This window comes from Mesorhizobium ciceri biovar biserrulae WSM1271, from assembly GCF_000185905.1.
Lineage (GTDB): Bacteria > Pseudomonadota > Alphaproteobacteria > Rhizobiales > Rhizobiaceae > Mesorhizobium > Mesorhizobium ciceri.
Genome location: NC_014923.1, coordinates 792,788 through 811,966, shown reverse-complemented (window position 1 = coordinate 811,966; position 19,179 = coordinate 792,788). Strand labels below are relative to the sequence as shown.

19 protein-coding genes, 1 tRNA gene and 1 pseudogene are annotated in these 19,179 nt (G+C 65.2%); 17 read left to right on the top strand and 4 right to left on the bottom strand.

What is annotated here, in order from left to right; all coding sequences use genetic code 11:
• Window positions 1-2: 2 nt before the first annotated feature.
• The gene (locus tag MESCI_RS03810) at window positions 3-326 is read left to right on the top strand and encodes a low molecular weight protein tyrosine phosphatase family protein (RefSeq protein WP_013528628.1); all 324 of its coding nucleotides are present in this window, start codon (window positions 3-5) and stop codon (window positions 324-326) included.
• Between the two features lie 25 nt (window positions 327-351).
• Window positions 352-789, top strand: a complete 438-nt coding sequence (locus MESCI_RS03805) for an EamA family transporter (protein ID WP_013528627.1) — start codon at window positions 352-354, stop codon at window positions 787-789.
• Window positions 790-862: 73 nt separating this feature from the next.
• Here MESCI_RS03805 and MESCI_RS03800 read toward each other — a convergent pair whose 3' ends face one another.
• Window positions 863-1,051 (bottom strand): hypothetical protein, encoded by a 189-nt coding sequence (locus tag MESCI_RS03800; RefSeq protein ID WP_013528626.1) that lies wholly within the window; start codon window positions 1,049-1,051, stop codon window positions 863-865.
• Between the two features lie 134 nt (window positions 1,052-1,185).
• Between MESCI_RS03800 and rsmI the strand changes: the two genes are divergently transcribed.
• Window positions 1,186-2,115, top strand: coding sequence for a 16S rRNA (cytidine(1402)-2'-O)-methyltransferase (gene rsmI / locus MESCI_RS03795; RefSeq protein ID WP_013528625.1), 930 nt, complete (start codon window positions 1,186-1,188; stop codon window positions 2,113-2,115).
• A complete protein-coding gene (locus tag MESCI_RS03790) occupies window positions 2,108-2,485 on the top strand; it encodes a YraN family protein (RefSeq protein WP_164755714.1) in 378 nt (125 codons plus the stop codon). The genes rsmI and MESCI_RS03790 overlap by 8 nt, the downstream gene beginning before the upstream one ends.
• A gap of 272 nt (window positions 2,486-2,757) precedes the next feature.
• Here the strand turns inward: MESCI_RS03790 and MESCI_RS03785 are convergent, their stop codons facing one another.
• Window positions 2,758-3,564 carry an undecaprenyl-diphosphate phosphatase gene (locus MESCI_RS03785; RefSeq protein WP_013528623.1) on the bottom strand — a complete coding sequence of 269 codons (807 nt, stop codon included), beginning with the start codon at window positions 3,562-3,564 and terminating at the stop codon, window positions 2,758-2,760.
• A 160-nt stretch (window positions 3,565-3,724) separates the two neighbouring features.
• Between MESCI_RS03785 and MESCI_RS03780 the strand changes: the two genes are divergently transcribed.
• The 12 genes and pseudogenes from MESCI_RS03780 (at window position 3,725) to MESCI_RS03725 (ending at window position 15,408) form a co-directional block, all read left to right on the top strand.
• Window positions 3,725-4,417: a glutathione S-transferase family protein gene (locus MESCI_RS03780; protein ID WP_013528622.1), complete on the top strand. Its 693-nt coding sequence runs from the start codon at window positions 3,725-3,727 to the stop codon at window positions 4,415-4,417.
• On the top strand, window positions 4,398-5,552 hold the full coding sequence (queG, locus tag MESCI_RS03775; RefSeq protein ID WP_013528621.1) for a tRNA epoxyqueuosine(34) reductase QueG: 1,155 nt from the start codon (window positions 4,398-4,400) through the stop codon (window positions 5,550-5,552). Before MESCI_RS03780 ends, queG begins: the two co-directional genes overlap by 20 nt.
• Window positions 5,549-6,448 (top strand): SDR family oxidoreductase, encoded by a 900-nt coding sequence (locus MESCI_RS03770; RefSeq protein WP_013528620.1) that lies wholly within the window; start codon window positions 5,549-5,551, stop codon window positions 6,446-6,448. Before queG ends, MESCI_RS03770 begins: the two co-directional genes overlap by 4 nt.
• Window positions 6,449-6,597: 149 nt before the next feature.
• On the top strand, window positions 6,598-7,686 hold the full coding sequence (mepA, locus tag MESCI_RS03765) for a penicillin-insensitive murein endopeptidase (protein ID WP_013528619.1): 1,089 nt from the start codon (window positions 6,598-6,600) through the stop codon (window positions 7,684-7,686).
• 174 nt (window positions 7,687-7,860) lie between these two features.
• Window positions 7,861-8,907 carry a glucokinase gene (locus MESCI_RS03760; RefSeq protein ID WP_013528618.1) on the top strand — a complete coding sequence of 349 codons (1,047 nt, stop codon included), beginning with the start codon at window positions 7,861-7,863 and terminating at the stop codon, window positions 8,905-8,907.
• A 78-nt stretch (window positions 8,908-8,985) separates the two neighbouring features.
• Window positions 8,986-10,857 (top strand): ABC transporter ATP-binding protein, encoded by a 1,872-nt coding sequence (locus MESCI_RS03755; protein ID WP_013528617.1) that lies wholly within the window; start codon window positions 8,986-8,988, stop codon window positions 10,855-10,857.
• Window positions 10,854-11,696 carry a 4-hydroxy-tetrahydrodipicolinate reductase gene (gene dapB, locus MESCI_RS03750; protein WP_013528616.1) on the top strand — a complete coding sequence of 281 codons (843 nt, stop codon included), beginning with the start codon at window positions 10,854-10,856 and terminating at the stop codon, window positions 11,694-11,696. The genes MESCI_RS03755 and dapB overlap by 4 nt, the downstream gene beginning before the upstream one ends.
• 33 nt (window positions 11,697-11,729) lie before the next feature.
• Window positions 11,730-12,350, top strand: coding sequence for a 2,3-bisphosphoglycerate-dependent phosphoglycerate mutase (locus tag MESCI_RS03745; protein WP_013528615.1), 621 nt, complete (start codon window positions 11,730-11,732; stop codon window positions 12,348-12,350).
• Between the two features lie 73 nt (window positions 12,351-12,423).
• Window positions 12,424-12,508 (top strand) — tRNA-Leu (locus MESCI_RS03740).
• Window positions 12,509-12,658: 150 nt separating this feature from the next.
• Window positions 12,659-14,343, top strand: a pseudogene (locus tag MESCI_RS03735) (FAD-dependent oxidoreductase).
• Window positions 14,340-14,648 carry a UBP-type zinc finger domain-containing protein gene (locus tag MESCI_RS03730; protein WP_164754754.1) on the top strand — a complete coding sequence of 103 codons (309 nt, stop codon included), beginning with the start codon at window positions 14,340-14,342 and terminating at the stop codon, window positions 14,646-14,648. The pseudogene MESCI_RS03735 and the gene MESCI_RS03730 overlap by 4 nt, the downstream one beginning before the upstream one ends.
• A gap of 196 nt (window positions 14,649-14,844) precedes the next feature.
• Window positions 14,845-15,408, top strand: coding sequence for a cytochrome b (locus MESCI_RS03725; protein WP_013528613.1), 564 nt, complete (start codon window positions 14,845-14,847; stop codon window positions 15,406-15,408).
• A 120-nt stretch (window positions 15,409-15,528) separates the two neighbouring features.
• Here the strand turns inward: MESCI_RS03725 and MESCI_RS03720 are convergent, their stop codons facing one another.
• The gene (locus MESCI_RS03720) at window positions 15,529-15,708 is read right to left on the bottom strand and encodes a hypothetical protein (RefSeq protein ID WP_023814179.1); all 180 of its coding nucleotides are present in this window, start codon (window positions 15,706-15,708) and stop codon (window positions 15,529-15,531) included.
• Window positions 15,709-15,837: 129 nt separating this feature from the next.
• Window positions 15,838-17,826 (bottom strand): adenylate cyclase, encoded by a 1,989-nt coding sequence (locus MESCI_RS03715; protein ID WP_013528611.1) that lies wholly within the window; start codon window positions 17,824-17,826, stop codon window positions 15,838-15,840.
• 254 nt (window positions 17,827-18,080) lie between these two features.
• Between MESCI_RS03715 and cysK the strand changes: the two genes are divergently transcribed.
• Complete coding sequence (cysK, locus tag MESCI_RS03710; protein ID WP_013528610.1) at window positions 18,081-19,169, top strand: cysteine synthase A; 1,089 nt, start codon at window positions 18,081-18,083, stop codon at window positions 19,167-19,169.
• The last annotated feature ends 10 nt before the right edge of the window (window positions 19,170-19,179 follow it).

Sequence of the window (19,179 nt, the reverse complement as noted above, 5' to 3'; positions counted from 1 at the left end):
CCTTGAAGAACGTCCTTTTCGTCTGCAGCCAGAACCGCTTGCGCAGCCCGACCGCCGAACAGGTGTTTTCAACGCGCCGCGATATCGAGGTGGCCTCGGCCGGAACCAACCACGATGCCGACACGCCGCTGACGCATGAGCTGGTCGCTTGGGCCGACATCATCTTCGTCATGGAAAAGGCGCACCGCACCAAGCTGCAGAAGAAATTCAGGGCCAGCCTGAAGAAGGCGCGTGTGATCTGCCTCGACATACCTGACGATTATGAATTCATGGATCTGGAGTTGATTGGCCTTCTGAAGGCACGCGTTTCACGGTATCTCGGTTAAGACGCAATCCGCGAAGGCCACCCGCATGAACCTGACCGTATCCTCCTGGCAATTCTGGGCGCTGCTCTCGGCTGCATTCGCTGCCCTGACGGCGATCTTCGCCAAGGTCGGCATCGAGAACATCAATTCCGATTTCGCCACCTTCATCCGCACGATCATCATCCTGATCGTGCTCGGTGCCATCCTGCTCGCCAGCGGCCAGTTCCAGTCGCCGGCTACGATCTCGGGAAAGACTTGGGCTTTCCTCGCCCTGTCCGGTCTGGCGACCGGCGCTTCATGGCTCTGCTATTTTCGCGCCCTGAAGATCGGCAATGCGGCGCAGGTGGCGCCGATCGACAAGCTAAGCGTCGTGCTTGTGGCGGTGTTTGGCGCGGCCTTTCTCGGCGAGCGGTTGTCCGGAGCGAACTGGCTTGGCGTCGCCCTTATCGCGGCGGGTGCTGTGCTGGTCGCCTATCGAGGGTAGTTGCGCGCCATGGCGTGCGTTCTTCGTTTCAAGACGGGTGATGAAGATATCGAAGCGATTGGGCATCGTCCGGTCAGTGCTCCGTCGTGCTGTCGGGTTTGTTGTCGGAAAGGCTGACGTTCGTCGGCAAGGTGCTGGCGACGCGCTCTTCGGTCAGGCTGTGCTCGGTCTTGGCAGACGGGCGCTTGTCCCTGGGGGTGGCAACGCGGTTGCGGCCGGCGTAGTAGGGTTCGAAAGCGTCTTGTATCTTGAGGCTGTCCATCCTGTCCTCCTCCGGAATCAGGGGGCTAATCTGCCAACGCCGGTTTGGTTCCCCACTGTGGCAAAGGAAAGGCGAATTCCCTACATCGGCATCAGCTTTTGCAAGCCCGCGTCAGCCGTGCCAAACAGGGCTGAATGGAGAAGTCGTCAGTGACCGCAGAGACGGGCAAGCGCAGCTATGTGGTCGGGCAGACCGAGATCGCGGCCCGGCCGCTGGAGCCGGCGCTCTATCTGGTGGCGACGCCGATCGGCAATCTCGCCGACATCACGCTGCGCGCGCTGGAGACGCTGGCCGCCGCCGACATCGTCGCTTGCGAAGACACACGGGTGTCGCGCGTGCTGCTCGACCGTTATGGCATCCGCCGCCGCACCACAGCCTATCATGAGCATAATGCCGGCGAGGCCGGGCCGAAGCTGATCGCGGCGCTGCAGGCCGGACAGAGCGTGGCGCTGATCTCCGATGCCGGCACGCCGCTGGTGTCCGATCCCGGCTACCGGCTGGTCGGCGAGGCGCTCGACCACGGCATTCGCGTCGTGCCTATCCCCGGCCCATCGGCGCCGCTCGCGGCGTTGACCGCATCCGGCCTGCCCTCCGATGCCTTCATGTTCGCCGGATTTTTACCGGTGAAGACCGGGCAGCGGCTGACGCGGCTGGAGGCACTGAAAGCCGTGCCGGCGACATTGATTTTCTTCGAATCGCCGCGCCGGCTGGCCGAATCCCTCGGTGCCATGGTCGAAGCGCTGGGCGGCGAGCGAAAAGCCGCGATCGGCCGCGAGTTGACCAAGACCTTCGAAGAAATGCGCACCGGCACGCTTCAGGCGCTGGCCGACCACTATGCTGCGGCCGATACGCCGAAGGGCGAGATCGTCGTCTGCGTTGGTCCGGCCGAGGCCAGGGTCGACGAACCCGCCGACATCGACCGTCTGCTTCTGTCGCTTGCCGCCGAAATGCCGGCCTCCAAGGCGGCGGCGGAAGCCGCGAAGATGACTGGCGGCCAGAAACAGGCGCTCTATCGGCGATTGCTGGAGCTCAAGGATGCTTCGGGAGAAAGCGACGGTGGCTGAACGCCCGAGCGCCAGCCGCCAAAAAGCCTATCGGCGCGGCCATCGCAGCGAATGGCTGGCGGCGGCAGCGCTGATGCTGAAGGGCTACCGGATCCTGGCGCGCCGCCACCGCACGCGCTTCGGCGAGATCGACCTGATCGCGCGGCGCGGCGACCTAGTGCTGTTCGTCGAGGTCAAGGCGCGCCGGTCGCTGATGGAAGCCATGGAGGCGATCGGTCACGAATCGGAGCGTCGCATAGAAGGCGCGGCCGACATCTGGCTCTCGCGCCAAGCGGACTACGGCAGGCTGTCGATGCGCTTCGACATGGTCGCCGTGCTGCCCTGGCGCTGGCCGGTGCATGTCGAGAATGCATTTTACGGGAGGAGTTAGAGGGGGCGCCCTCCTTCATTCGTCATCCACGGGCGGAGCAGGAGCGAAGCTCCGTCGCGGAGACCCGAGGATCCATGCCGCGACCTTTAAGCGCCTCTACGGTGCAGAAAGTGAAAGACTTCGCAGACGATAGCGAGCCTAGTGATGGCTATTTTCTACCGCTGCGCTCTTCGGTCCACGTCGCGGCATGGATCCTCGGGTCTGTGCCGCGTCGCTACGCTCCTTGCTCCGCCCGTGGGACGAAGCGTGAGGGCCGCTACGCGGAACACTCCTCACCCCCAGATCATCAACGCCACCAACCCGACACCGCCCACCACCAGCCGCCACCAGCCGAACAGCGAGTAACCCTTGCGCGAGACGTAATCGAGCAGGAAGCGCACGACGATGAGCGCCGTGACGAAGGCGGCGACGAAGCCGACGGCGATGATCGGCAGGTCGGCGCTGCTCAGCACGTTGCGGTTCTTGAACAGGTCGAAGGCGAAGGCGCCGACCATGGTCGGGATTGCAAGGAAGAAGGAAAATTCAGCGGCCGCGCGCTTGTCGACGCCCAAAAGCAGGGCGCCGACGATGGTCGAGCCCGAACGCGATGTGCCGGGAATGAGCGACAGGCACTGGAAAAGCCCGATCTGCAGGTAAAGCCGGGTCGGGAAGCGCTCGACGTCGCGATAAACCGGCTTGAGGTTCATGCGGTCGACCACCAGCAGCACGACGCCGCCGATGATCAGCATGATGCAGATCAGCCTTGGCGATTCGAACAGCACCGTCTTGATGAAATCATGCGCCAGCGCGCCGATGAATGCCGCCGGCAGGAAGGCGATGAGGATGCCGATGACGAAATGCCTGGTCAGTCGGTCGTGCGGCAGTTCGAGCAGCATTTTCCAGAGGCGGCGGAAATAAACGCTGAGGATCGCCAGGATGGCGCCGAGCTGGATCAGGATCTCGAAGGCCTTGCCGGTCGAGTGGAAGCCGAGGAAATGGCCAGCGAGCAGGATATGGCCGGTCGAGGACACCGGGATGAACTCGGTCAGCCCCTCCAGCAGGCCGAGCAGCAGGGCTTCGACGATGGTCTGGCTTTCCATGGCTACCTCGGCATTGGCGTGACGGCTGACAGAAGGGCTTGCTTGTCATGGCGTTGAAGTCCCCCTATAGGTCGCAACACCCTGACGGCCCGCTAACCGGGCGGCCAAGACTTACCGGTGCGCCCTGCGATTCGCCAGTGCGCTTTATCATCGCGGAACCATGCTGACGCTTTTCCACCACCCCATGTTCGCCACCTGTCGCTTCGTCCGCCTCGCTTTCGGCGAGTATGGCGAGGAGCTGGCCCTGATCGAGGAAAAGCCGTGGACCCGGCGCAAGGAGTTCCTGGCGCTGAACCCGGCCGGCACGCTGCCGATCCTGCTGGCCGAAGGCGACGTGCCGATCGTCGGCGCGACGGTCATATCGGAATATCTCGATGAAACGCGCGGCGTGCTGAAGCGCGACAAGCGGCTGTTCGCCGAGGACCCGATGCAGCGCGCCGAAATCCGCCGGCTCATCGACTGGTATCTCAACAAGGCTGAAAGCGAAGTCACCCGCCATCTGGTGCGTGAGCGCGTGCTGAAGCCGGTCATGCCGGAAACGGCGGGCGGCGGCTCGCCCGACTCGGGCGCGATCCGTGCGGCGCGCGCCAACATCCGCCAGCACATGAAATACACCAACTGGCTGGCCGGCACCCGCCATTGGCTGGCCGGCTCGAGGGTCACCTATGCCGATCTCGCGGCCGCGGCGACGCTGTCGGTGCTCGATTATCTCGGCGAGATAGACTGGCGCGAGCACAGCGCTGCTCGCGAATGGTACACGCGGGTCAAGTCGCGGCCTTCCTTTCGGCCGCTTTTGACCGACCGGGTGCGCGGCCTGTCACCGGTGTCGCATTATGCGGACCTCGACTTCTGACGCCGCAAAACTGCGCGCGCTGATCGACGCGGAGGCGCAGCGCGCCGGCTTCGATGCCGTCGCCGTCACCTCCCCCGATGCGATCCCGCTAGCGCCGGCGCGCCTGGCCGAATTCGTCGCCGACGGCTTTCACGGCTCGATGGACTGGATCGCCGAGACGCTGCAACGCCGCAGTGAACCAACGGCCCTCTGGCCGCAGGTACGCTCGATCGTCGTGCTGGCGATGAACTACGGCCCCGACCATGATCTTCGCGAAATGCTGGCCAAGCGCGACCGCGGCGCGATCTCGGTCTATGCGCAAAACCGCGACTATCACGATGTGATGAAAGGCCGGCTGAAGGAGATCGCCGGCAAGCTCGTTGCCCGCGCCGGCGGTGACGTGAAGGTGTTCGTCGACACCGCACCTGTCATGGAAAAGCCGCTGGCCGAAGCCGCCGGGCTTGGCTGGCAAGGCAAACACACCAATCTGGTCAGCCGCGAGCACGGCTCCTGGCTGTTCCTCGGCACCATCTTCACCACCGCCGAACTCGTGCCCGACCGCGCCGAAATCGACCATTGCGGCTCCTGCCGCGCCTGCCTCGACGCGTGCCCGACCGATGCTTTTCCGGCGCCCTACCGGCTCGATGCGCGGCGCTGCATTTCCTATCTCACCATCGAGAACAAGGGGCCGATTCCGCACGAATTCCGCGAAAAGATCGGCAACCGCATCTATGGCTGCGATGACTGTTTAGCCGCCTGCCCGTGGAACAAATTCGCCCGGGCGGCTTCGGAAGCAAAACTCGCCGCGCGCGATGATCTGCGCGAACCACCGCTCGCCGACCTTTTGGGTCTCGATGACGCGGCCTTCCGCGCTTTCTTCTCCGGTTCGCCGATAAAACGCATCGGCCGCGATCGGTTCATCCGCAACGTGCTGATCGCCGCCGGCAATTCCGGCGAAGCGTCGCTGTCCGGCGCGGTGCTTGCGCTGCTCGGCGATCCGTCGCCGCTGGTGCGGGGCGCGGCAATTTGGGCGCTGGCGCGGCTGGTGCCCGATGCCGAATATTCAGAAAGGGCAGCCCTCGGCCTGAAAACCGAGAGCGACGAAGCCGTGCGCGACGAATGGCGTCTGGCGCGGCCAACCAGGGCGAATGCATGAGCGAAAAGCAGATATTCATCTTCGGCGCCGGCTATTCGGGCAGGGCTTTTGCTCGGGCCAACAAAGGCGCCGCGACGATCTTCGGCACGACACGCTCGCCGGAAAAATTCGAGACGCTACGGCAGGCCGGCATCGCCCCGCTGTTGTTCGACGGTGCGCTGACGGATGAGATTGGCGATGCATTGCGGAAAACAACGCATCTGCTGATCTCGGTCGCCCCGGAGGAGGCCGGCGATCCCGTGCTGGGTGCCGCCCGAGAGGCAATCGCTCAAATGCCTTTGCTGGAATGGATCGGCTATCTCTCTACGGTCGGGGTTTACGGCAATTATGACGGCGCATGGGTCGATGAAACGGCTGAATGCCGGCCGGTGTCGAAGCGTTCGATGATGCGGGTGGCGGCAGAGCAGGACTGGCTGGAGCTGGGCCGCGAGATTCGCCGGCCGGTGGCGATCCTGCGACTCTCCGGCATTTACGGGCCGGGCCGCAATGCCCTGGTCAATCTGGAAAACGGCAGCGCAAGGCGGCTGGTCAAGCCCGACCAAGTGTTCAACCGCATTCATTGCGACGACATAGCAGGCTCCCTGTGGCAGCTCATCCAAGGCAATAAAGGCGGCATCTTCAACGTCACCGACGATCTGCCGGCGGCGCCGCAGGACGTCGTCGCCTATGCCGCATCATTGATGGGCATCGAACCGCCGCCCGAGATTCCTTTCGACGCCGCCCAACTTTCGCCCATGGCGCGGTCCTTCTATGGCGAGAACAAGCGCGTCGGCAACGCGGCGATCAAGGCGGCGGGCTATTCCCTGCGCTTTCCGGACTACCGCGCCGCCTTCGACCATATGTGGGCGAGCGACGACTGGCGCGACGGCGAGGCGCGCAGCCCGATGAAGCGCTAAAAGCAATTCCAGGAAAAGTGTGACACGGTTCTCCGTCCGGGATTGCGTCAAAACAGAGACAGAGCGGTTCACCGTTTCGGTGAACCGCTCTGTCGATCGAAGCGTTCCGCGTTGCATGCTATGATTCGGCCTGGTGGGGATCCGGTTTCATGAAAACACCGATACAGCCATCTCTCGGCAAAAAATTCAGGCTGGCGGCCGCTCTCGGCCTGTTCGTCCTTGCCGGTCTAGCCGTACGGCCGGCCGCGGCCGAGGAACGGGCAAAAGACCTGTTCGGCGCCAAGAAACTGCCAGCCGCGAGCGCGGCGCAATCGATCGGCTTCTATTCCAAGGGCTGTTTTGCCGGCGGCGTCGCCATTCCCATGGACGGTCCGACCTGGGAGGTGATGCGGCCGTCCCGCAACCGTCGCTGGGGCCATCCGGCTATGATCGCGGTGATCGAGAAATTGTCGCGCGACGCGGCAGCCGATGGTTGGCCGGGCCTGCTGATCGGCGACATTTCGCAGCCGCGCGGCGGCCCGATGCTGACCGGGCATGCCTCGCACCAGATCGGGCTCGACGCCGACATCTGGCTGACGCCGATGCCCAGCCGCCCGCTGTCGATGGCGCAGCGCGAATCGATGAGCGCCACCTTGATGGTCGATGAGAAGACCCATTTGGTGAAGGACGCGCTGTGGACGCCGGCGCACACAAGGCTTCTGAAGCGGGCGGCGAGCTACAGCCAGGTCGAGCGCATCCTGGTCAATCCGGGCATCAAGAAGAAACTCTGCGACACCGTCAGGGGCGACCGCGGCTGGCTGCGCAAGATCCGGCCGTTTTGGGGCCACGACTATCATTTTCACATGCGCATCGGCTGTCAGCCGGGATCCCCCGGCTGCAAGGCGCAGGAAGCGACGCCGGACGATGACGGCTGCGGCGAGCCATTGGCCTGGTGGTTCACGCAGGAGCCGTGGCGGCCCAACAAGAACCCGGATGCCCCCAAGGCACGCGACCTGATGACGATGGCGAACCTGCCGAGCGAATGCCGCGCCGTGCTCGACGCGCCGGGGCCGGTTTCCGCCGAGGCGGCGACCTATCACGGCGGCGGCGTGCCGGTCGCGGCTGCCGCACCCGAACCCGAAGCGCCGTCATTGCCCGCCACGCCGGCCGCCGCCGGCTTGCCAAGCACGGTGAACGCCTTCACGGCGACGCCCGAGATCGGCGTGCCGCTGCCGCGACCGCGGCCGCCAGGAAACTGACGGTCACGGCCCAATCGGTTCGGCGCCTTATTTTTGCGAAACCGTGTCGGTTTGGCCGCACAGCCGGTCTCAGCGCGCCGCCGGGGTCGAAAACCGTTTCCCTTTTCAAACCCATGCGCTAGTCAACGGAAGAACGGCTAGATGCCGTCGGTGGCGCCGGAGACGGACGAGAGCATGCCAGGCACAGGCGACGACGATACTTTGTTGCGGTTTCCGATCCTTATCGGCGACATCGGCGGCACCAATGCGCGCTTTTCGATCGTGCTCGACGCCAATTCCGAGGCAGGCGAGCCGACCATCGTCCAGACGGCGAACTACAACACCATCGACGAGGCGATCCAGGCGGCCGTGCTCGATCGCTCGTCGGTGCGTCCCAATTCGGCGGTGCTGGCGGTGGCCGGTCCGGTCGACGGCGACGAGATCGAACTGACCAACTGCCCCTGGATCGTCAAGCCGAGAAAAATGTTCGCCAGCCTCGGCCTGAGCGACATCGTCGTGCTCAACGATTTCGAGGCGCAGGCGCTGGCCGTCGTCGCGCTCGGCGAGGAGCACATGGAAAAGATCGGCGGCGGCACGCCGGAGCCCAATGCCGGCCGCGTCGTGCTCGGCCCCGGAACCGGGCTCGGCGTCGCCGGGCTGGTCCATGCGCTGCACCACTGGATACCGGTGCCCGGCGAGGGCGGCCATATGGACATCGGTCCGCGCTCGGCCCGCGATTTCGAGGTTTTTCCGCATATCGAGAAGCTGGAGGGCCGCATTTCGGGTGAGCAGATCCTGTGCGGACGCGGTCTGGTCAATGTCTATCGGGCGGTTGCCAAGGCGGACGGCAAGCCGTCGCCCTTCACCACGCCGGCCGAGATCACTGCCGCGGCACTTGCGAAAACCGATCCGGTTGCCGAGGAAGCGCTGGAGACCTTCGTCACCTGCCTTGGGCGCACCGCAGGCGACCTTGCTCTGGTGTTCATGAGCCGCGGCGGCGTGTTTCTCACCGGTGGCATCGCGCAGAAGATCGTGCCGGCGCTGAAAGCCGGCAATTTCCGTGTCGCTTTCGAGGACAAGGCGCCGCACAGCGCGATGATGCGCACCATGCCGGTCTATGTCATCACCCATCCGCTGGCCGCACTTCTGGGCCTTGCCGCCTATGCCAGGAACCCCTCGCTGTTCGGCGTCCAGACTTCGGGCCGGCGCTGGCGCGACGAAGTTAGTCACCCCGAGGCATAGGCAAGCTGGCTGCTTGGCGTTAAGAGGGGTGCCAAATTGCCCGGCCGCGGGAAGCGGAAATCTACGAAGCGCTCCAATTTGACATTTCAGCCCCCCAATTTGTCGAAACCCCGTGCGGGAGAGATCGTGGCGGTCGTCCGCCGTATCCTCCAGGAAAATGGCCGCGACTATCGGGGCGCGTATGTTTTCACCATCCTCTGCCTGCTGACCGTGTCGGCGACGACGGCGCTTGCCGCCTGGATCATGAGCCCGGTCGTCAACCAGATCTTCTACGAACGACGCGGCGACCTGATCCCATGGATCTGCGCCGCACTGCTCGGTGCCTTCATCCTGCGCGGCCTTGCCGGCTACGGCCAGGCGGTGACGATGGCCAGGATCGGCAACAATCTGGTGGCGCGCTATCAGCAGCGCATCTTCAACCATCTGATGAAGCTTGGCGTCTCCTTCTTCAACGACACAAGGTCCGGGCGGCTGGCCGCGCAGGTCAACGAGAACGTCAACGGCATTCGCGACCTGTTGTCGATGACGGTGACCTCGACCGCGCGTGATGCCGTCTCGCTGGTCGGCCTGGTCGGCGTGATGATCTACCAGGATCCGATACTCTCCTTGAGTTCGCTGCTGATCGGGCCGCCGCTGATCTGGACCGTCACCTATCTGATGCGCCGGGTGCGCCGCATCACGCGCGAATCGGTGCAGATCAACTCTCGGCTGATCGGCGCCATGCAGGAAGCCACGCAAGGCATCGCCATCGTCAAGGCCTTCACCATGGAGGACGAGCTGTCGCGCCGGATCAGCCAGCTAGCCGAGGATGCCGAGCAGCGGTCGAACAAGATCGCTCGCGTCTCCGAGCGGCTGACGCCGGTTTCCGAACTGCTGGCCGGCATCGCCTTCGCCAGCGTCATCGCCTATTCCGGCTACCGGGCCACCGTTCTCGGCCAGCCGCCGGGCGCGGTGTTTTCCTTCATCACGGCGCTGACGCTCGCCTATGATCCGGCCCGCCGGCTGGCGCGCATGCAGGTCGGCATGGAGCGCGCGCTGGTCAATGCACGCATGATCTACGAGCTTCTCGACATCGAGCCGCAGCAGAGCGACGCCCAAGGCGCCGCCGAGGCGAAATTCACCTCCGGCGAAGTGCGTTTCAACAACGTCTCCTTCCGCTATGTCGAGGAGGCTCCGGTGCTGCAGGATCTGAGTTTCGTCGCCGCGGCCGGCAAGGTGACGGCAATCGTCGGCGCTTCGGGCGCCGGCAAGACGACATTGGTGGCGCTGCTGCAGCGCTTCTACGATGTCGAGGCGGGGTCGATCGAGATCGACGGCCAGGACATCTCGAAGGTCACCAAACAGTCGCTGCGCGGTTCCATCGCCTATGTCTCGCAGCAGCCCTATCTGTTCGAAGGCACCATCCGCGACAATATCCGCTACGGCCGGCTGAGCGCCACCGATGCCGAGATCGAACAGGCCGCGGGCCAAGCCGCGGCCGACGACTTCATTCGCCAGCAGCCGCAGGGCTACGACACGCCGGTCGGCGAGAACGGCGTGACGCTGTCCGGCGGCCAGCGCCAGCGCGTCTCGATCGCGCGGGCCATCGTGCGGCAGGCACCGATCCTTTTGCTCGACGAAGCGACATCGGCGCTCGACAACGAGGCCGAGGCTCGCGTCCAGCAGGCGCTGACAAAGGTCATGGAAGGCCGCACCACCATCGTCATCGCGCACCGGCTGTCGACGGTGGTCAATGCCGACCACATCATCGTCATGGAACAGGGCCGGCTGGTCGAGGAAGGCACGCACGCCTCGCTGATGGCCGATCCGCACAGCGTCTATGCCCGCTTCCACCGCATCCAGGGCGTCAAGGGTCTGGGGCTTGTCGACGACAGCGCGCCGATCCGGACTTCGGCGCAACGCCTGTCACAAGGCATCGACACGCAGAGCATCGCCGGGAGCACGACATGAGCGCCACGCCCGCAACCGACGGACCGGCAAATGATATGGGCCTGGTGGTGGTGGGCGCCGCCGGCCGCATGGGCCAGACGCTGATCCGTGCCATCCACTCTATATCAGGCGCGCGGGTCATCGGCGCGGTCGAGCGGGCGGATTCGCCGCATCTGGGCAAGGATGCCGGCGAGCTGGCCGGCATCGGCATCATCAACGTGCCGATCAGCGACGATCCGCTGCCGGTGTTCGCCAAGGCCGACGGTGTGCTCGATTTCACCACGCCTGCTTCGACGGTCGAATTCGCCGGCTACGCGGCGCAGGCGCGCATCGTCCATGTCATCGGCACGACCGGCTGTTCGACCGATGACAATGCCAGGATCGCGGCGGCGGCGCGCCATGCGACGATCGTCAAATCGGGCAATATGAGCCTCGGCGTCAATCTTCTGGCGGTGCTGGTCGAGCAGGCGGCGCGCGCGCTCGATGCCGACGATTTCGACATCGAGATCCTCGAAATGCACCACAAGCACAAGGTCGACGCGCCTTCGGGCACGGCGCTGCTGCTGGGTGAAGCCGCCGCCGCCGGGCGTGGTATCGAGCTCTCAGGCAACGACGTGCGCGTCCGCGACGGCCACACCGGGGTGCGCAAGACGGGCTCGATCGGCTTTGCCACGTTGCGCGGGGGCTCTGTCGTCGGCGACCACAGCGTGATGCTGGCCGGCACCGGCGAGCGCATCACCCTGTCGCACCACGCCGAGGACCGCGCCATCTTCGCTCGGGGCGCCGTCAAGGCGGCGCTTTGGGCGCGCGGCAAGAAGCCGGGACTGTATTCGATGCGGGACGTGCTCGGCCTCAGCTGAGCCGGCCTGATCCATAAACCTGAAGGAGCAAACATGTCGCGAACCCTCGTGCTCGTGCGCCACGGCCAGAGCGAATGGAATTTGAAGAACCTGTTCACCGGCTGGCGCGACGTCGACCTGACCGAACAGGGCCACGCCGAGGCCAAGGCCGCCGGGCAAAAGCTCAAGGCGCGCGGCCTGAAATTCGACATCGCCTTCACCTCCGCGCTGATCCGGGCGCAAAAGACATGCCAGCACATCCTCGACGCGGTTGGCCAGGGCGACCTGAAGACCATCCGCGACCAGGCGCTCAACGAGCGCGACTATGGCGACCTCTCCGGCCTCAACAAGGACGACGCCCGCAAGAAATGGGGCGAGGAGCAGGTGCATGTCTGGCGCCGCTCCTACGACGTGCCGCCGCCTGCCGGCGAAAGCCTGAAGGACACCGGCGCCCGCGTCTGGCCCTATTACCTGCACGATTTGCAGCCGCATGTGCTGCGCGGCGGCACCGTGCTGGTCGCCGCGCACGGCAACTCCCTGCGCGCTCTGATCATGGCGCTCGACGGCAAGTCGGGCGAGGAGATCGTCAAGCTGGAACTCGGCACCGGCGTGCCGGTCATCTACCAGCTCAACGCCGATTCCACCGTCGCTTCCAAGGAAGTGCTGGACGACTGAGCCGGCGAACGGAGCACCTGCGAAAAAAGCGCGTTGACAGCAATCGCTTGCCCGCTTACATGAGCCCGCACCAGCCCAGATGGCGGAATTGGTAGACGCGCACGGTTCAGGTCCGTGTTCCGCAAGGAGTGGAGGTTCGAGTCCTCTTCTGGGCACCAAATTCCCGTTTCGAACCACTTGACGGTTCAGAAACTTAGAGAAAAAAGCCCGGTTCGTCCGGGCTTTTTCTTTTCAGCCAACCTCCCCTTCCGGCCAGTCCCCTCACAAACCGCTTCAAACTCCGCGGCCGCTTCGCTACGCTCAAAACCATGGCTCAATCCACCAACCCGATCTTCGGTGCCCGCCGCGACCAGGCGTTCCCCACGCTGGCCGAGGTGGACATCGATCGCATGCGCCGGTTCGGCGAGGCCAGCACCTATGCGGCCGGCGAGAACATCGTCACGGCAGGCGATGTGGCGCCCGGCCTGATCGTCGTGCTGTCGGGTAGCGTGGACATCACCCAGGACGGCGGGCTCGGCCGGCGCGAGACGATCGTCACGCACGGCCCGGGCAGCTTTGTCGGTGAGCTGGCGCAGCTTTCGGCCCGTCCCTCGCTGGTGAATGCGCAGGCCGCCGAGCCGGTGGAGGCGTTCGTCATCGCCTCGCAGCGGCTGCGCGACCTGATGGTGCAGGAGGCCAATCTCGGCGAGCGCATCATGCGGGCGCTGATCCTGCGCCGCGTCGGGCTTTTGGAGAGCGCCACCAGCGGGCCGATCATCATCGGACCCCAGGACAATGCCGACGTGTTGCGGCTGCAGGGTTTTCTGGCGCGCAGCGGCCAGCCGCACCGCGTGCTCGATTCCGACAGCGATCCCTGCGCCAAAACGCTGGTAGAACGCTTCGAGGTCGATCCGCACCACCTGCCGATCGTGCTCTGTCCAAACGGCAGGCTGCTGATGAACCCCGGCGAAAAGGACCTCGCCCGCTGCGTCGGCCTGTTGCGCCCGATCGATGCCGATACGGTGTATGACGTGGCCATCGTCGGCGCCGGCCCGGCAGGGCTGGCGGCGGCGGTCTATGCGGCATCCGAAGGGCTGTCGACGATCGTGCTCGATTGCCGTGCCTTCGGCGGACAGGCCGGCGCCTCCTCGCGCTCGAGAACTATCTCGGTTTCCCGACCGGCATCACCGGCATGGCGCTGATGGCGCGCGCCTACAACCAGGCGCAGAAGTTCGGCGTTGAAATGGTCATCCCGGACGAGGCGAAACTTTTGAGCGCGGCCACCGACACGTCAGGCGCCCGCTATCTGCTCGATGTCGGTGACGGCGAGACCGTGCGCACGCGCAGTGTGGTGATCGCCAGCGGCGCGCGCTATCGCCGTCTCGACATCGCCAATCTGGCGCGGTTCGAGGGGACGTCCGTGCACTATTGGGCGTCGCCCATCGAAGGCCGGCTTTGCGCGGGCCAGGAAGTGGCGCTGGTCGGCGCCGGCAATTCGGCCGGGCAAGCGGCTGTCTACTTGGCCAGTCATGCGCGGAAGGTGGCGCTGCTGGCGCGCGGCGGCAGCCTCGATGCCAGCATGTCGCGCTACCTGGTCGAGCGTATCCGGGCGCAGCCGAACATCGAGGTGCTGACCGGGACCGAAATCGAGGCGCTGGACGGCGAAGAGGGCAATCTTGCCACCGTGCGCTGGCGCAACCGCGCCAGCGGCGCGGAAACGACGCGCCCGATCCGCCATCTCTTTCTCTTCATCGGCGCCGATCCGAACACCGATTGGCTGGCCAACTGCGATGTCGCGCTGGACGCAAGGGGTTTCGTGCGCACCGGATCGGACATAGGATCGGCGCAGATGGAGACGAGCCGCAGCGGCGTGTTCGCCATAGGCGATGTCCGCGCCGGTTCGGTCAAACGGGTCGCGGCGGCTGTCGGCGAAGGCGCCCAGGTGGTCGCGGCTCTGCATGCCTACCTCGCGCGCGGCAACGCCGACACATTTCGAATGGCCGGGAGACCATGATGGATGAATGCAGACATACGCGCGACATCGGGAAGGTCACGCCGAGCGCGCTCGGCTGCGAGGAATGCCTGAAGAGCGGGTCGAAATGGGTGCATCTGCGGCTGTGCCGTACCTGCGGCCATGTCGGCTGCTGCGACGACTCGCCCAACCGCCACGCCACCAAGCATTTCCACGCCACCAAGCATCCGATCATCGAGGGCTACGATCCACCCGAAGGCTGGGCATGGTGCTATGTCGACGAGGTGTTTGTCGACCTCGGCGACGATGTGACCCCGCAGAACGGTCCGATCCCGCGCTTTGTTTGAGCGCCCTGGAGACGCCGAAGAAGAGCCCGGTTCGCCCGGGCTTTTCTTTGTCCAGCATTACGCGCTCGATGCCCGACTGTCCGCAAACTGACAGCTTACCCGTTCCAGTGTCCTGCCAGCTCACGATCATCCGAGCCCGACAAAGCTTTGACATGATCGCGGCTAGTTTAGAAGTATTCAAAACTGGAAGGCTCGCATGCACCCCACCTATACAAGCGCACAAAAAGCCATTCACTGGGCGGTGTTTCTGCTGGTCATCGGCCTTTATGGCTTGACCTATGTGGAAGAACTTTTTCCGCGCGGCGATCCCGGCCGCGCGCTCGTCTGGTGGTTCCATATTTCGTTCGGGCTGCTGTTGGTTGCGCTGGTCGTCATCCGCGTCGGCCTGCGCCTGATACTGGGAACGCCAGGGCTGCAGACGGAAATGTCGGAGCTTGAACGATGGGCGGCCAAGATCGCGCATCTGCTGCTCTATGCGCTGCTGGTGACCATTCCGGCTCTCGGCATCCTGCTGACTTGGTATAGGGGCGACGCCTTGAGCTTCTTCGGCCTCTTCACCATCCCGGCCCCGGTATCGCCCGACCGCGACACGGCCCGGTTCATCAGGGAACTGCACAGCCTGTGCGCCAATTCGATCCTCATCCTCGCCGGAGTGCACGCGGCCGCGGCGCTATGGCATCATTTCATCCGCAAGGACGACGTGCTCAAGCGAATGCTGCCGGAAAGCACGCTCTCCTGGAGCAAGTCCGGGAAAGTGTGAAGTGGTTTCCCAGGAAAAGCGCATAGCGCCTTCCCTCGTTGATCGGGAGGGCCTTTCCTTCGACCTTCTTTTTCTTCAGAAGGCGCTCTCCCCGAGAGGGCTAACGCCGACCGATAGCGCCTACCGCACGGAGCCGGTGACGGTCGGGTCGATCATGCTGGGAACCGACTTGCGTTCGTTTCCGGCAAGCGCCGCTATGATCAGCAGGCTGGCAACCACCGGGACAAACAGGATGGCAACGCGAGCCTGCACGTAAAATATGGCGCGCCATTCATTGCGCTTGTCGGGGCTGTTGCTCATCATACTCACTTTGTCGGCCCCCCGGGCCGTGACATAGAAGCTAACGGTTAAACAACTCCTTCCGACTTCGTTAACCCGGCGGATTTGAGGCGAAATTCCCACGCGATCCCCAAGATGGCGATCCAGGCTTCAGTTGAGCCCGATGCGGCTGGCGCCCTGCCGGAATAGCGCTACGGCATCCGGTTCGAAGCGGAAGGTGCCGATGAAATCGTCGGCGCAATAGTCCGGCCTTGTCTTGCGGATGGCGGCGGCGAAGCCGCGCGCCTCGTCGAGCCGTCCGGCCAGCGCCAGGCAGTGCGCGGCGATCGCCAGTATGATGGCGTGGGCGTTGGGCCGCGCCGCCGCCTTCAGCGCCCATTCGGCCGCCTCCTCAAACTGGCCGAGCCGGACATGCGCCATGGCGCGTGCGCCCAGCATGCCGAACAGCAGCGGGTCGAACGGGCTGAGATGGCGCGAATGATCGGAAGAGCCTATCGCCGCTCGCGGGTCGCCCGACTGCGAATGCACGAAGGACAAAGCGTAGTGGCCGAGCGCGAAGTTGGGGCTGAGATCGACCGCCCGCTCGAGTTCGAGCAGCGAGCCGTCCTGCTCGCCGCGCAGCCACAGCGCCCGGCCCATCGCCCAATGGGCGGCCGGATTGTGGTCGTCGACCAGCAGGCTGTGGCCGGCGCTCTCGAAGGCCAGCGCGCTTTCGCGGTCGCGATCGCCCCAGCGCTGGAAGGCGTTCTGCCAGTGGGTGAAGGACAGGCCGGCATAGGCACGGGCGAAGGTCGGGTCGAGCTGCAAGGCCTGGGCAAAGAAATGCCGCGCCTGCTCGTTTTCGGCCTGGGTGAAGCGGTACATGTGCCAGAGGCCGCGATGGTACGCCTCCCAGGCGTTGAGCGAGCTGGGCGCCTTCAGCATGGCGCGGTTGCGCTCGACCGTTTCGATCTCGGCCGAGATCGAGGAGACGATGCTGTTGCCGATGTCGTCGAGCACGGAAAAGATGTCATCGGGCCTGCGCTCGAAGGTCTCGGCCCAGACGATCCTGGCGCTGCGCACCTCGATCAGCTCGACGCTGACGATGAGGCGGCCGGACGGGCTGCGCACCGTGCCGGTGGCGACATAGTCGACATTCAGCCGGCGGCCGGCATCCTCGGGCGCGATGTTCTGCTCTGCCAGCGCAAACACCGATCCGCGCGCGATGACGAAGAAATCCCTGAGCTTGGCCAGGCGGGTGATGATGTCGTGGGTGAAACCGTCGGCCAATCCGCCGCGCGTGCCGCCGCTCTCCTCGACAAACGGCATCACCGCCAGCGAAGCGTGGCTGGGCTCGACCGGGCCGGGTGCGGTGGGCATGGTAGCCACCAGTGGCGATAGCGTGGACAGGCAGGCCGTTCGAAGCGAGGTGCCCGACTGTCGGTCACGGATCGCCCGCCAGGCCGCGCGAAGCGGTGCGAAATCGAGCTCCTCCGACCGAAACAATCGTTCCGCCGCGGCCAGATGCTCTTCGGCCGCGCCGACCTCGCCGCGCCCGGCCAGATTGGACAGCAACGCCAGATGTCCGCACGTGTCGAACGGCGCCAGTTCCACCCATGTGTCGAGATGGGCGATCGCCTCGTCACTATAAGCCGGCAGGCTCGCGACAAGGCGTTCCAGCACGGCGGCATGGCAAGCGCTGAAGCGGCGGCGCTGCGCGATCAGCCAGCTGTTGAAATGCGGGCTGCGCTCGAGCTCCAGCCCGTCGAGGAAATCGCCGGCAAACAGTCCGGCCAGCACGCGCAAGCGCTCGACGTCAAGCGTGCCGATCCCTTGCGCGGCGGCGCGGCTGACCTCCAGCACATCGACCAGGCAATCGTCGAGATCGAGTGCGACCGTATCGCCTTGGGTGGAGACCCGGCGCCGGGCCGGCATGTCAAGCGCGCCGCGCAGCTTGCTCAGGCACCAGCGCAGTTCGCCCCTTGGGTCGTTCGGCACATCCCACAACAACTCGCACAGGCGACTGCGGCTGACCGGATGCGGCGCCAGCGCCAGATAGGCGAGCAGCGCGCGCAGCTTGCGTGACGCGGGCAGGGCAACCGGAGCGCCGTCGCGGGAGATCATCAGCGGTCCGAGCAGGCGCACGGAAAGGACCGGCATGTCGCCGTCCGGCCTCGATCGAGTGGATTCCACGTGCGTTTCCACGCCTGCTCCCACGCTGGCCTGTCGGCCTCTCCTGTATCACCAAACACGACACGGCGCATCCGGCAGCGGATCTCAGCGCCGGATACGGCCATTGCCGCTGTGCGGCATGTCAGTCCTAGCGCGGCAAGGTCACCAAACCTCGCCGCCCAACCCGCCGGTTTGTAACCGGCCCGTGAAGACAAAACGCGATGACAATCAAGGAGACCAAGATGTTGCAGCAGCAGAAGATCAGAACCACGGCCGGGCGCGGCCGCCTGTTCGACAGCATTCTCGACACCGTCGGCGACACGCCGGTGGTTCGCATCAACAATCTCGGACCGTCCCACGCGACGATCTACGTCAAGGCCGAGTATTTCAATCCCGGCGCCTCGGTGAAGGACCGGCTGGCGCTCAACATCATCGAGGAGGGCGAGCGCAGCGGGGCGCTGAAGCCGGGCCAGACGGTGGTCGAGGCGACCAGCGGCAACACCGGCATTGGCCTCGCCATGGTCTGCGCGCAAAAGGGCTATCCGCTGGTCGTCACGATGGCCGACAGTTTTTCGGTCGAGCGCCGCAAACTGATGCGCATGCTGGGCGCCAAGGTGGTGCTGACGCCGCGCGCAGAAAAAGGTTTCGGCATGTACAAGAAGGCGGTGGAACTGGCCGAGGCCAATGGCTGGTTCCTTGCCCGCCAGTTCGAGACGGCCGCCAACGCCGCCATCCACGAGGCAACGACGGCGCGCGAGATCGTCAATGATTTCGCCGGCTCGCGGCTTGATTGCTTCGTCACCGGCTATGGCACCGGCGGCACGGTGGTGGGCGTGGCGCGCGTGCTGCGCCGCGAGCGGCCGGAAACCCGCATCGTGCTGTCCGAGCCGGCCAACGCGCAGCTCATCGGCAGCGGCAAGGTCCAGCAGCGCGGCGCCGATGGTGCTCCCGCCGCCAGCCATCCAGCCTTCGAGCCGCACCCGATCCAGGGCTGGACGCCGGATTTCATCCCCAACGTGCTGCAGGAGGCGATCGACACCAGCCTCTATGACGAGGTGATGCCGATCGCCGGGCCCGAGGGCATCAAATGGGCGAGGGAATTGGCGCGCAAAGAGGGCATCTTCACCGGCATTTCCGGCGGCGCGACCTTCGCCGTGGCGCGGCAGGTCGCTGAGAAGGCGCCGGCTGGCGCGGTGATCCTGTGCATGCTGCCCGACACCGGCGAACGCTACATGTCGACGCCGCTGTTCGACGGCATCGAGGCCGAGATGGATGCCGACGAGACCGTCCTGTCGCGCTCGACGCCCGGCTGCCAGTTCCCGGCGGCTTGACGGGAGATCT